The organism is Streptomyces sp. TLI_053, assembly GCF_900105395.1.
Classification (GTDB): domain Bacteria; phylum Actinomycetota; class Actinomycetes; order Streptomycetales; family Streptomycetaceae; genus Kitasatospora.
In genome coordinates this window covers 5,746,014-5,759,018 of record NZ_LT629775.1, presented here as the reverse complement: position 1 = coordinate 5,759,018, position 13,005 = coordinate 5,746,014, and the positions used below count along the sequence as shown (strand labels likewise).

The window sequence follows — 13,005 nt, the reverse complement described above, 5'->3', positions numbered from 1 at the left end:
GGAAATTCTCGCCGAGAAAGGTCCGTGGCCATGGCTGTCCTCACCCGGTTCGTCCTCCCGCACGCCGCCCCCCGGTTCGGCGACCCGCGCTTCGGCACCCCGCTGCCGGACGAGGAGGAGCACGCCGCCTTCGGACTGCTGCGCGCCCGCTGGACCTCCCGCGGACTGGAGCTCACCGGCTTCGCCCGCCCCGACGACCGGTCCACCGCCCGCCCCGGCTCGGCCTGGACCTGGCTGACGCTGCGCCCCGGCGACGACGGCACACCCCTCCACCTCCCCACCAGGCCCCGCCGGCTGCCCGAGATCACCGACGACAGCGCCCAGCCCGAGCACAACCACGACTGGGCCGGCTTCACCGCCCTGCTCGAGCCGCGCCGGCTGCGCACCGCCGACGGCTGGCTGCTCGGCGACCGGACCGTCGAGGCCACCCTGTTCACCCTCGCCCGGCCCACCCGGCTGCGCCGCCAGTACGGCGGCCTCGCCCCGCACTGGTGCGGCTCCGGCGAGTACCCGCCCGCCCGCTGGGTCGACCACGACGTGCGGCTCCAGCCGTACTTCGCCGGGGGCCGGCTCGCCGTCCGGCTGGAACGCCCCGCCGCCCGCCTCACCCGGGCCGTCCCCGGCCCCGACGGGATCGACCTGCACCTCACCACCACCGGACCGCTCCCGGACCGCACCGCGTTCCGGCTGCGCCACCGCGAGAGCGGCACCGTCCTGATCCGGCCCGCCACCGGCACCGGACGGACCCGCGGCGTCCGCCTGCCGTACGCGCCGTTCACCGCCGACGGGCGCGGCACCGGCGAACTGGAGCACTGGGACGCCGCGTTGGTCCACCCCGACGGCACCGCCGAGCCGCTCGTCCTGGACGAGCGCGGCGGGCCGGTCGCCGGCCAGCACCCGCTGCCCGGGGCCGAGGACCGGGCCCTGCACCTCAAGCACCTGGCCGACGGCCGGCTCCAGCTCTGCGTCCGGCCCGCCGCCGGCTGGGTCGAGCGGCTCACCACCCGGGCCGGCGGCTTCGAACTCACCGGCCACTGCCCCGCCGACGGCCCGCTGGAGCTCGTCCTGCGGCACAACGGCACCGGCGGCGAGGTCCGTCACCCCGTCAGGACCGGCCCGGGCCGACGGTTCACGATCCGGCTGCCCGCCACCCGCACCGGTTCCGACGGCACCGCGCTGCCGCTGCGCAAGGGCCTGTGGGAAGCCACCCTGGAGCCCGTCGGCCGGCCGGGACCGGCCCGCCCGCTGACCGCCTCGCCCGCCGTCCTGGCCGCACTGCCCGCCGCCACCGAGGCCGGCGGCAAGCGGATCCTGCTGGAGCGCCGCTGGCACGACACCCTGCTGCTGGACTCCACCCCCGTGCTCACCGCCGCCGAACGCAGTGCCTGGACCCAGGCCCGCCAGCGCACCGCCGGCTACCCGGCCGCCTGCCGCGAACCGCTGCGCGAGGCCGTGCTCTACGACGTCTTCGGCGGCCGCGGCTACGCCGACTCACCGCGCGCCGTGCACGCCGAACTCGCCCGCCGGGGCACGCCGCTGGAACACCTGTGGGTGGTCGACGACGCCCAGGCCGAGCTGCCGCCCGGGGTCCGCGCCGTCCGGGTCTGGAGCCCCGAGTGGTACCGGGCGCTGGCCACCAGCCGCTACCTCGTCGGCAACACCCACTTCCCGGACTTCCTGCGCCGGCGCCCCGGCCAGGTCGTCGTGCAGACCTGGCACGGCGCCCTGCTCAAGCGGATCGCCCACGACGTCGAGAACCCCTGGCTCGCCGACCACGGCTACCTCGCGGCCCTCGACCGGGAGACCCCGCACTGGAGCCTGCTGCTCTCCCCCAGCCCCTTCGCCACCCCGATCCTGCGCCGGGCCTTCCGCTACCGGGGCGAGATCCTGGAGTCCGGCTACCCGCGCAACGACGTGCTGGCCCGCCCCGACCCGCGCCGGGCGGCCGCCGTCCGGCGCCGGCTGGGGATCCCGGCGGGCCGGCGGGTGGTGCTCTACGCGCCGACCTGGCGGGAGGACCGGCCGCGCCCGGACGGGGACGGCTTCCGGCTCGACCTGCGGCTGGACCTCGACCGGGCCCGGCAGGCGCTCGGCGAGGACCACGTGCTGCTGCTGCGGCCGCACGCGCACGTCCGCGAGCCGCTGACCGGCACCGGGGACGGCTTCGCGATCGACTGCGCCGACTACCCGGACGTCCAGGAACTGCTGCTGATCACCGACGTCCTGGTGACGGACTACTCGTCGATCCTGTTCGACTTCGCGGTCACCGGCCGGCCGATGCTGTTCTTCACCTACGACCTGGCGCACTACCGGGACGGCCTGCGCGGCTTCGCCTTCGACTTCGAGGCGCAGGCGCCGGGACCGCTGCTCGACGACTCGGCCGGCCTGGTCGCGGCGCTGCGCGCGCTCGCGGACGACGGCGGCGCGCTGCCGGCCGGGTACGCCGAGCGGTACCGGCGCTTCCGGGACACCCACTGCGCGCTGGACGACGGCGACGCGGCCCGCCGGGCGGTCGACCGGATGCTGCGGCTCGGCGGCCGGCCCGCGGGTCAGGAGAAGGCGTAGGAACGCCAGGGCCGCCAGACCTCGTCGACGTCGAAGCGGGAGAGGCTGAACCCGGGGACCGGGAAGGCCGCGTGGAAGGACCGGGCCTGCTCCTGGGCCCGGTCGAGCACGTCCTCCTCGAGGCCGTGCGCCACCGTCACGTGCGGGTGGTACGGGAAGGCCAGCTCACGGGCCAGCGGACCGGAGCGGACGTCGGCCTCCAGCAGCCGGCACTCCCGCTCGCCCTCCTCCACCCGGACGAAGACCACCGGGGAGACCGGGCGGAAGCTGCCGCCGCCGCGCAGCACCATCCGGAACGGCCGGTGCGCGGCGGCCACCGCCGCCAGGTGCTCCTCGATCTTCGGCAGCTCCTCGACCGGCACCTCGGTGGGCGGCAGCAGGGTGACGTGCGTGGGTATCGACCGGGCCAGCGGATCGCCGTGACCGGCCCGCGCGTCCTGGATCGCCGTGCCGTGCGGATCCGGGACAGTGACGGACACGCCGATGGTCAGGAACTCGGGGAGCTCCTGACCACCGGGCAGGCTCGTCAGCGCAATCACCGCGCGGAGGCCGGGAGGAAGCCGATCCGGTCGTACACCGTGGCCAGCGTCTCGGACGCCACCGCGCGGGCCTTCTCGGCACCCACCGCGAGCGCGCGGTCCAGCTCGGCCGGGTCGTCCAGGAAGGTCCGGGTGCGCTCCTGGAACGGCAGCACCCACTCGGTGAAGAGCTCGGCCAGCTCGGTCTTCAGGGCGCCGTACATCTTGCCCTCGAAGTGCGCGACCAGCTGCTCGACCGACTGCCCGCTGAGCGCCGAGTGGATCCGCAGCAGGTTGGAGACGCCGGCCTTCTCCTGCTCGTCGTAGCTGACGACGGTGCCGGTGTCGGTGACGGCGCTCCTGAACTTCTTGGCGCTGGCCTTCGGCTCGTCCAGCAGGCTGACCAGGCCCTTGGGGGAGGACGCGGACTTGCTCATCTTGACGGCCGGGTCCTGGAGGTCCTGGATCTTCGCCGTCTCCTTGAGGATGTACGGCTTCGGGACCGTGAAGGTCGGGCTGTAGCGGGAGTTGAAGCGCTCCGCGAGGTCGCGGGTGATCTCCACGTGCTGGCGCTGGTCCTCGCCGACCGGGACGGCGTCCGCCTGGTAGAGCAGGATGTCCGCGATCTGCAGGATCGGGTAGGTGAACAGGCCGACCGTGGTGCTGTCGGCGCCGTACCGGGAGGACTTGTCCTTGAACTGGGTCATCCGGGAGGCCTCGCCGAAACCGGTGAGGCAGTTCATCACCCAGGCGAGCTGCGCGTGCTCGGGCACGTGCGACTGGACGAACAGGGTGCAGTGCTCCGGGTCCAGACCGGCGCCGAGCAGCTGCGCGGCGGAGATCCGGGTGTTCTGGCGCAGCGTCGCCGGATCCTGCGGCACGGTGATCGCGTGCAGGTCGACGACCATGTAGAAGGCGTCGTTCTCCTTCTGCAGATCGACCCACTGGCGGACCGCGCCCAGGTAGTTGCCGAGGTGGAAGGAACCGGAGGTGGGCTGGATGCCCGAGAGCACCCGGGGACGGTCCTTGACCGGACCAGTGACCGCTGCGTTGACCATGCGGGCCATTGTTCCAGTTCCACCGACCGGTCAGGAAACCTCCTGCCCCGGCGGTTCCGCCAGTGTGACCGCACTCACCCTCACCCGGGCGATCCGCCGGCCCTCCAGCTTGGCCACCGTCAGCAGCACCTCCTCGCCGGGACCGGCCGGGATCCGCACCCGGTCGCCGTCGGCGGGCAGCCGGCCGAGCGCGGCGACCAGGCAGCCGGCCACCGTCTCGTACGGGCCCTCGGGGAGGGTGACGCCGGTCTCCTCGACGAAGTCGGCCAGGTTGAGCAGGCCGTCGAGCTCCACTCCGCCGCCGGCCAGGCGCCGGGTCGGGGAGGACTCCGGGGTGTCGTACTCGTCCCTGATCTCCCCGATCACCTCCTCCACCAGGTCCTCCAGGGTGACGATGCCGGCGGTGCCGCCGTACTCGTCGACCACGATCGCCAGGTGGTGGCCCTCCCGGCGCATCTCCCCCATCGCCTCCAGCACCCGCTTGGTGCCGGGCAGCAGCTTGATCGGGCGGGCCAGGTCGCGGACCTTGGCGGCCCGTTCGCCGCGCGCCCCGTACAGGTCGCGGACGTGCACGAAGCCGGTCACCGCGTCGTAGCTGCCCTCGACCACCGGGTAGCGGGAGTGCGGCGAGGAGTCCGCCTGGGCGCGGACCTCGGCGAGCGGGCGCTCGGCGTCCAGGAAGGTCACCTCGGTGCGCGGGACCATCACCTCGCGCAGCTGGCGCTCGCCCGCGGCGAACACGTCGGCGATCAGCGTCCGCTCGTCGTTCCCGAGTTCGGTGTTGGCGGCGACCAGGCCGCGGAGCTCCTCCGAGCTCATCGAGCCCCGGCCGGCGGTCGGGTCGCCGCCGAGCAGCCGGACCATCAGGTCGGTGGAGCGGCCGAGCAGCCAGATCGCCGGGCGCAGCACCACCGACATCACGTCGACCACCGGCGCGGCCAGCAGCGCGATGGAGTCGGCCCGCTGGAGGCCGATCCGCTTCGGGGTGAGCTCGCCGAGCACCAGCGAGACGTAGCTGATCACCAGGGTCAGCCCGACCAGGGCGGTGGCGTCGGCGACGCCCTCGGACAGCCCGGCCCGGACGAACAGCGGGGCCACCTTGCCGGCCAGGGTGTCGGCCCCGAACGCGGCGGAGAGGAAGCCCATGCAGGTCACACCGACCTGGACGGCCGCCAGGAAGCGGTTCGGGTCGGCGGCGAGGTGCGCGGCCCGGGCCGCCCGCCGGGTGCCGCGTGCCTCCAGCGTCCGGATCTGTCCCTCGCGCAGCGAGATCAGCGAGATCTCGGCGACGTTGAACAGGCCGCCCAGGACGATGAAGACGAGGACGAGCGCGGCGTCCTCGATGGTTTCGTTCACAGCGGGCCAGTGTAGGGCGACGGCCCGCCGCCCCCGCGGAACGGGGACGACGGGCCGTCGTGGAGGCGTCGGGGCCGGCTCAGATGAGGCCGAGCTCCTGGACCGCGTCGCGCTCCTCGGTCAGCTCCTGGACCGAGGCCTCGATGCGGCCGCGCGAGAAGTCGGAGATCTCCAGGCCCTGGACGATCTCGAAGGCGCCGTCCTTGGTGGTGACCGGGAAGGAGGAGATCAGGCCGGCCGGGACGCCGTAGGAGCCGTCGGAGACGACACCCATCGAGGTCCAGTCGCCCTCGGCGGTGCCGTTGACCCAGGTGTACACGTGGTCGATGGCGGCGTTGGCGGCCGAGGCGGCCGAGGAGGCGCCGCGGGCGTCGATGATGGCGGCGCCGCGCTTGGCGACGGTCGGGATGAAGTCGTTCTCCAGCCAGGCCTGGTCGCTGCCGACGGCCTCGAAGGCCGGCTTGCCGGCGATCTCGGCCTGGAAGATGTCCGGGTACTGGGTGGCGGAGTGGTTGCCCCAGATGGTGACGCGCTTGATGTCGGAGACCAGGGCGCCGGTCTTCAGCGAGAGCTGGCCGACGGCGCGGTTGTGGTCCAGGCGGGTCATCGCGGTGAAGCGCTCGGCCGGGACGTCCGGGGCGTTGCGCTGGGCGATCAGGGCGTTGGTGTTGGCCGGGTTGCCGACCACCAGGACCTTGATGTCGTCCGCGGCGTGCTCGTTGATGGCCTTGCCCTGCGGGCCGAAGATGCCACCGTTGGCCTGCAGCAGGTCGCCGCGCTCCATGCCGGCGGTGCGCGGACGGGCGCCGACCAGCAGCGCGACGTTGGCGCCGTCGAAGGCCTCGGCCGGCTTGTCGGTGATGGTGATGTCGCGCAGCAGCGGGAAGGCGCAGTCCACGAGCTCCATGGCGGTGCCCTCGGCGGCCTTGAGGCCCTGCGGGATCTCCAGGAGGCGCAGGTTCACCGGGACGTCGGCGCCGAGCAGGTGGCCCGAGGCGATGCGGAAGAGCAGCGCGTAGCCGATCTGGCCGGCGGCTCCGGTGATGGTGACATTGACGGGGGTGCGGGTCATTTCTACCTTCTCCAGCAAATCGCCAGGTGCCCCAGGCACGTCGGCGCGCTGGAGCCGAGGACGGTCTCTCGACATCGAGAGAACCGGCGTCAGGGTATCGCAAAGGGAAGCGTACGCCGCGGTCGCGGTCGTGACTGATCCGTCACAGACGATGACGGCCCCCCGCCCGGGCGTCGGGCGGGGGGCCGTCGGGCGGCTCCCGGTCAGCGGTGCGGACGGCCGGTCAGCGGCGCGGGCGACCGATCAGCTGGCCGATGTTGTCCAGCAGCGGAAGCTCCAGCCACGGGTTCGGCTGGGCCATCAGGGTGAGCAGGACGATCGACAGGCCCAGGAAGGTCAGCACGATCACATCGGTGAAGCGGCTGCGCACCGCCAGCATGCCGACCTCCGGCAGCACCAGCCGCAGCAGCGCGCCGAGCAGCACACCGCCGCCGACGATCAGCAGCCCGTACTTGAAGCCGTCCTGGAAGTCGGCGAACCAGGTGACCGCCAGACCGGCGGCGACCACCAGCAGGACCACCGTTATCGGCCACTGCCGGACCGGGAGCGCGTGGTCGCGCCCGAGCGCGGCCGCCGAGCCCTCGGGGGGCAGGGTGCCGGTGGTCTTCACCGGCCTGCGCCGGGTCCGGCGCGGTTCGCTCATGGCTTCCCGTCCTTCGGGATCGTCGATCGGATGGGTCCGGGCCGGGCGGGGCCCGGCGGGTCGGGCGCGGTGGTCAGACGCCGGCGCGGCGCTCGGCCGCCACCACGATGTTGTTGAGCAGCATGGCGCGGGTCATCGGGCCGACGCCGCCGGGGTTCGGGGAGATCCAGCCGGCCACCTCGGCCACGTTGGGGTGCACGTCGCCGACGATCTTCCCCTCGCTGCGGCTGACACCGACGTCCAGCACGGCCGCGCCGGGCTTGACGTCCTCCGGCTTGACCAGGTGCGGCACACCGGCGGCGGCGACGATGATGTCGGCCTGGCGCAGGTGGTGGGCCAGGTCGCGGGTGCCGGTGTGGCAGAGGGTGACGGTGGCGTTCTCGCTGCGGCGGGTGAGCAGCAGGCCGATCGAGCGGCCGACGGTCACGCCCCGGCCGACCACGACCACCTCGGCGCCGTCGATCGCCACGCCGTGGCGGCGCAGCAGCTCGACCATGCCGAGCGGGGTGCAGGGCAGCGGGCCCTCGATGCCCAGGGCGAGCCGGCCGAGCGAGGTCGGGTGCAGGCCGTCCGCGTCCTTGTCCGGGTCCATCAGCTCCAGGACCGGGTTCGGGTCGAGGCCCTTGGGCAGCGGCAGCTGGACGATGTAGCCGGTGCAGGTCGGGTCCGCGTTGAGCTCCCGGACGACGTTCTCGACGTCCTCCTGGGTGGCGGTGGCGGGCAGCTCGCGCTGGATCGAGGCGATGCCGATCTCGGCGCAGTCCTTGTGCTTGCCGTTGACGTACCAGCGGCTGCCCGGGTCGTCGCCGACCAGGACGGTGCCGAGGCCGGGCGTGATGCCCTTGGCCTTGAGGGCCGCCACGCGGGTGGCGAGTTCGGACTTGATCGCGGCCGCGGTCGCCTTGCCGTCGAGAATCTGCGCAGTCATGACCCCATTCTCCCGGATCGGGGCGGGAGTCCGTGCCACCGGTCCCGGGCCGCGGACGGGCGCCGCGGGGCGGGCCCGGGAGAGGGCCGGACCGGGGGCGGGCGGGGGCCGGGGCAGGTACCGGAGGCGGGCCGGACAGGGAACGGACGCGGAACGGGCGGAGGACGGATGGAGGACGGGTGGAGGACGGGTGGAGGCCGCGGGGGCGGTCCGGGCGGGGGCCGGACGGATGCGGAACGTTCGGCTCTTATTGCGGTTGCGCCACAGTCCGGCCCGAGGTGCGGACGCGGCTGGACACGGTACTGCCGTCCGGTCGACGATAAGCAGGCATTCCCCGCCGCATCCGGCCCGGTGACGGGCCGACGGACAGACCCGGCGGGGCGTACTCGGGGGAAGAACGAAGTGAGCCGACCAGACCGCACCGCGCCGACGACCGACCGCCGACGCGGGTTGCCGCGCGCCACCGGGCCGTCCCGGCTCCCGTTCGCACGCTTCCCACGGCCCTGAGCGGGCGCGCGCACCGGTCGGCCCACGCCCCCGGTGTCGGTGTGCTCCGCTAACGTCCCGTCCGACCGGCTACCCGTCCAGCCGGCCCGTTCCGGGGCCTCCGCTGTCCCGTCCCCACTTGTCCCCATCTGCCCGGAGGCATCGATGAGCTACCCGCCCGACCCCAACAACCCGTACAACCAGCCCCAGCAGCCCCAGCAGCCCGGCTACGGCTACCCGCAGCAGGCTCCGCCGGCCGCCGGCTACGGCTACCCGCAGCAGCCCCCGCAGCAGCCGGGCTACGCCGTGCCGCAGCAGCAGGCCTACGGCTACGCGCCGATGCCGGGCACCATCCAGGCGAACAACGGCTACATCAACATCGCCCAGCTCGGCACCGTCAAGCTGGCGACCATGGGCCAGCGCTTCCTGGCCCGTCTGATCGACGGTCTGGCCGTCGGCGCGATCATCGCCCTGGTCATGGCCCTCGGCCTGGCCGGCGCGCTCGGCATCGTCAAGAACACCGACGACTGCACGGGTTACACCTACGGCAGCTCGGCCTACAACGACTGCCTCCAGCAGCAGACCGACGCCGCGAGCGGCATCGTCGCCACCATGATGATCATGATCGGCGTGCTGGCCGTGTTCAACCTGCTCTACGAGTGGCTGCTGGTCTCGTTCGCCGGCGCCACCCTGGGCAAGATGGCCATGGGCCTGCGCGTGGTCAAGGAGAGCACCGGCCAGAACCCGGGCCTGGGCGGCGGCTTCATCCGCTTCATCATCCCGATCGTCGGCGCGGTCCTCTGCTACATCGGCGCGCTGCTGGTCTACCTGTCGCCGTTCTTCGACAACTCCGGGAAGCTGCAGGGCTGGCACGACCGTGCCGCCGGCACCCTGGTGATCAAGAAGTAACGCGGTACCGCGCACGGCGGAACGGCCCGGCCCCCTCGGTGGAGGGAGCCGGGCCGTTCCGTGTCTCCGGGGCGCTCCGTGTTCCGGACCGTTCCGTGTGCCGTGTTCCGTGCCGTTCCGCCGGCGCCGCGGCGCCGGCGGACGCGTCAGTGGAAGAAGTGGCGGGTGCCGGTGAAGTACATGGTGACCCCGGCCTCGGCGGCGGCCGCGACCACCTCTTCGTCCCGGATCGAGCCACCGGGCTGGACGATCGCCCGCACGCCGGCCGCGATCAGGATCGCCGCGCCGTCCGCGAACGGGAAGAAGGCGTCCGAGGCCGCGTACGAGCCCTTGGCCCGCTCGCCGGCCCGCTCCACCGCGAGCTTGCAGGAGTCGACGCGGTTGACCTGGCCCATGCCGACACCCACCGAGGCGCCGTCCTTGGCCAGCAGGATCGCGTTGGACTTCACGGCCCGGCAGGCGCGCCAGGCGAACGCCAGCTCGGCCAGCTCGGCCGGGGACAGCGCCTCGCCGGAGGCCAGGGTCCAGGTCGCCGGGTCGTCGCCCTCGGCGTGCACCCGGTCGGCGTCCTGGAGCAGCACGCCGCCGGAGACCGGGCGCACCTCCTGGCGGTTCGCCGGGGCCTCGGGGGCGAGCAGCACCCGCAGGTTCTTCTTGCGGGCCAGCACCTCGACGGCGCCGTCCTCGAAGCCGGGGGCCACCACGACCTCGGTGAAGATCGGGGCGATCTGCTCGGCCAGCGCCACCGTGACCGGGCGGTTGACCGCGATCACGCCGCCGTACGCGGACACCGGGTCGCACTCGTGCGCCTTGCGGTGCGCCTCGGCGACGTCGGCGCCGGTCCCGATGCCGCACGGGTTGGCGTGCTTGATGATCGCGACGGCCGGCTCGGCGTGGTCGTAGGCGGCGCGGCGGGCGGCATCGGTGTCGACGTAGTTGTTGTACGACATCTCCTTGCCGTGCAGCTGCCGCGCGCCGGCCAGGCCGCCGCTGCCGTCGGTGTACAGCGCCGCGCCCTGGTGCGGGTTCTCGCCGTAGCGCAGCACGTTCTGGCGCTCGAAGGCCGAGCCCAGGAAGGCCGGGAAGGCGTCCTCGGTCTCCGTGTAGCCGGACTCCTCGAACCAGTTGGCCACCGCGACGTCGTAGGCGGCGGTGTGGGCGAAGGCCTGGGCGGCCAGCCGCTTGCGGGTCAGCAGGTCGAAGCCGCCGCCCCGGACGGCCGTCAGCACGTCCTGGTAGCGGGCCGGGTCGACCACCACGGCCACCGAGGGGTGGTTCTTGGCGGCGGCGCGGACCATGCTCGGGCCGCCGATGTCGATCTGCTCGACGCACTCGTCCGGGGTGGCGCCGGAGGCGACGGTCGCCTTGAACGGGTAGAGGTTCACCACGACCAGGTCGAAGGGCTCGACGCCCAGCTCGGCCAGCTGCGCGCGGTGCGACTCCAGCCGCAGGTCGGCGAGGACGCCGGCGTGCACGCGGGGGTGCAGGGTCTTCACACGCCCGTCCAGGCACTCCGGGAAGCCGGTCAGCTCGGAGACCTCGGTCACCGGGACGCCCGCGGCGGCGATCCGGCCGGCGGTCGAACCGGTGGAGACGATGGCGACCCCGGCGGCGTGCAGGCCCTGGGCCAGCTCCTCCAGACCGGTCTTGTCGTACACGCTGATCAGCGCGCGGCGGATCGGCCGGACGTTCTCGGAGACAGGGGGCGTGGTGGGAGCGGCGCTCATGCTCCCACCTCGCTGCGCTCGGCGGGCGCTGCGCGCCAGGCACCGTTCTCGATGATTCGTTCGCTCCGCTCACTCATGTGCCGGAATCCATACCTTTCGGTCCTCGATGCGGTGACCCTCGCGGGCCAGCCGGCCCACGACGTCGACGAGCAGCTTGCGCTCGACAGTCTTGATGCGTTCGTGCAGCGCCTCGCCGCCATCGGCGTGGTCGGCGTCGTGGACCTCCACGACGCCCTGCGCGATGATCGGCCCGGTGTCGACGCCGGTGTCGACCAGGTGGACGGTGCAACCGGTGACCCTCACCCCGTACGCCAGGGCGTCGGTGACGCCGTGGGCGCCGGGGAAGGAGGGCAGCAGCGCGGGGTGGGTGTTGACGATCCGTCCGGCGAAGGCCTCGACGAACCCGGGGCCGAGGATCTTCATGAACCCGGCCGTGACGACCAGGTCCGGCTCGTACCCGGCGACGGAGGCGGTCAGCGCGCGGTCCCAGTCGGCCCGGTCCCCGTGGTCCTTCACCCGGTGCACGAAGACCGGCAGGCCGGCCCGCTCGGCGCGCTCCAGCCCGGCGATGCCGTCCCGGTCCGCGCCCACCGCGACGATCTCCGCCCCGAACCCGGGGTCGGCGACGGCGTCGATCAGCGCCTGGAGGTTGGTGCCGGAGCCGGAGACCAGCACCACCAGACGGGCCGGTCCGGGCGTGCGGGGCGGGAAGAGCTGAGCGGGGGCGGCGGCCACTGCGCGATTCTCCGTAGGTCGGGCGCCGCCCGCTGGTACATCCACCGGCGGTGGGGCCACTACGAACGGCAGGTCGAGCGGGGAGGAACTCCAGGAGAACCCGCCGCGACGCGGGCCCCGGGGAACCCGTGGGAGCTGCTGACCGTCACCACCATAACGGCTGGTCGGACGGCCTCCGAAACACCGTCCGGGGCTACGCGCGTAGCTGAGACCGGGATCTCGCCGGCCGTCCGCGGCCGGGCCCGGACCCCGGCGGACCGCCGACTCCCGGGCGGCAGGACGTGCCCGGACCCCCCACAGGGGCCTGCGGGAACATAGGGTGGCGCGGGCACCCGCCCCACCGACCGAGAAGGAATGGCCGAACCATGAGCAGCGGTGACGACACCGGCGAGCGCAACCCCTTCGCGCCGCCGCCGGCGGATGCCCCCGAGCAGCCGTGGCGCCCGCGCGCTCCCCACCCCACCGGCGAACCCGACCGGCCCGAGGGCCAGGAGGGCGAACCGGACGACCGTCCGCTCGTCCCGCCGCCCCACCCGTGGAGCCCCGGCTACCAGGGCGGCGGCTGGCACCCCCGCCCGCCCGCGCCGCAGCCGCCCCGGCTCGACCCGAACGACCCCGCCCAGCGCAAGGCCCGCAACGCCGCGCTGGCCGGCATGGCCGCGCTGGTCTGCGCGTTCGCCGCGCTGCACTACGTCGCCCTGTTCGTCGGCGCGCTGGCCATCGTCTGGGGCGTCTCGGCGATGCGCGCGCCCCGGCCGGCCGGCACCGACGGCGGCACCCCGGCACCCGCCGGCCCCGGCGCGCAGAACCCGCTCACCCCGGCGGCGCTGGCCGGCGTCCTCACCGGCGCGATGACGGTGGTCTTCGTCTCCTCGGTGCTCGGCCTCGCGCTGTACTACAACGACTACGTGACCTGCGTGCAGGACTCGCTGACCTCCAGCGGCGCCGACGGCTGCGACCGGCTCGCCCCGCAGTGGTACGTGGACATCACCAAGAAGAGCGACTGAG

Annotated in this window: 11 protein-coding genes; 3 read left to right on the top strand and 8 right to left on the bottom strand. The window is 73.7% G+C overall.

Annotation, left to right across the window (positions count from 1 at the left end; all coding sequences use genetic code 11):
• Positions 1-30 precede the first annotated feature (30 nt).
• Positions 31-2,565: a CDP-glycerol glycerophosphotransferase family protein gene (locus tag BLU95_RS23680; RefSeq protein WP_093861772.1), complete on the top strand. Its 2,535-nt coding sequence runs from the start codon at positions 31-33 to the stop codon at positions 2,563-2,565.
• Here BLU95_RS23680 and BLU95_RS23675 read toward each other — a convergent pair.
• From BLU95_RS23675 to BLU95_RS23650, 6 genes are all read right to left on the bottom strand, one after another.
• A complete protein-coding gene (locus BLU95_RS23675; RefSeq protein ID WP_231977749.1) occupies positions 2,550-3,104 on the bottom strand; it encodes a 2'-5' RNA ligase family protein in 555 nt (184 codons plus the stop codon). The two genes, BLU95_RS23680 and BLU95_RS23675, sit on opposite strands and share 16 nt — an antisense overlap.
• Entirely contained in the window at positions 3,101-4,141 is a 1,041-nt protein-coding gene (gene trpS, locus BLU95_RS23670) for a tryptophan--tRNA ligase (RefSeq protein ID WP_093865077.1), read from the bottom strand. Before trpS ends, BLU95_RS23675 begins: the two co-directional genes overlap by 4 nt.
• Positions 4,142-4,171: 30 nt before the next feature.
• Complete coding sequence (locus BLU95_RS23665) at positions 4,172-5,497, bottom strand: hemolysin family protein (RefSeq protein WP_093861771.1); 1,326 nt, start codon at positions 5,495-5,497, stop codon at positions 4,172-4,174.
• 79 nt (positions 5,498-5,576) lie between these two features.
• Entirely contained in the window at positions 5,577-6,569 is a 993-nt protein-coding gene (locus BLU95_RS23660) for a malate dehydrogenase (RefSeq protein ID WP_093861770.1), read from the bottom strand.
• A 223-nt stretch (positions 6,570-6,792) separates the two neighbouring features.
• On the bottom strand, positions 6,793-7,212 hold the full coding sequence (locus BLU95_RS23655; RefSeq protein ID WP_037779666.1) for a DUF3017 domain-containing protein: 420 nt from the start codon (positions 7,210-7,212) through the stop codon (positions 6,793-6,795).
• 73 nt (positions 7,213-7,285) lie between these two features.
• On the bottom strand, positions 7,286-8,140 hold the full coding sequence (locus BLU95_RS23650) for a bifunctional methylenetetrahydrofolate dehydrogenase/methenyltetrahydrofolate cyclohydrolase (RefSeq protein WP_093861769.1): 855 nt from the start codon (positions 8,138-8,140) through the stop codon (positions 7,286-7,288).
• A 651-nt stretch (positions 8,141-8,791) separates the two neighbouring features.
• On the opposite strand from BLU95_RS23650, the gene BLU95_RS23645 reads away from it, so the two are divergent.
• Positions 8,792-9,535: an RDD family protein gene (locus BLU95_RS23645; RefSeq protein WP_093861768.1), complete on the top strand. Its 744-nt coding sequence runs from the start codon at positions 8,792-8,794 to the stop codon at positions 9,533-9,535.
• Between the two features lie 146 nt (positions 9,536-9,681).
• Here the strand turns inward: BLU95_RS23645 and purH are convergent, their stop codons facing one another.
• Positions 9,682-11,262 (bottom strand): bifunctional phosphoribosylaminoimidazolecarboxamide formyltransferase/IMP cyclohydrolase, encoded by a 1,581-nt coding sequence (purH, locus tag BLU95_RS23640; protein WP_093861767.1) that lies wholly within the window; start codon positions 11,260-11,262, stop codon positions 9,682-9,684.
• Between the two features lie 69 nt (positions 11,263-11,331).
• Positions 11,332-11,997, bottom strand: a complete 666-nt coding sequence (purN, locus tag BLU95_RS23635) for a phosphoribosylglycinamide formyltransferase (RefSeq protein WP_093861766.1) — start codon at positions 11,995-11,997, stop codon at positions 11,332-11,334.
• Between the two features lie 365 nt (positions 11,998-12,362).
• Between purN and BLU95_RS23630 the strand changes: the two genes are divergently transcribed.
• Entirely contained in the window at positions 12,363-13,004 is a 642-nt protein-coding gene (locus tag BLU95_RS23630) for a hypothetical protein (RefSeq protein ID WP_093861765.1), read from the top strand.
• The last annotated feature ends 1 nt before the right edge of the window (position 13,005 follow it).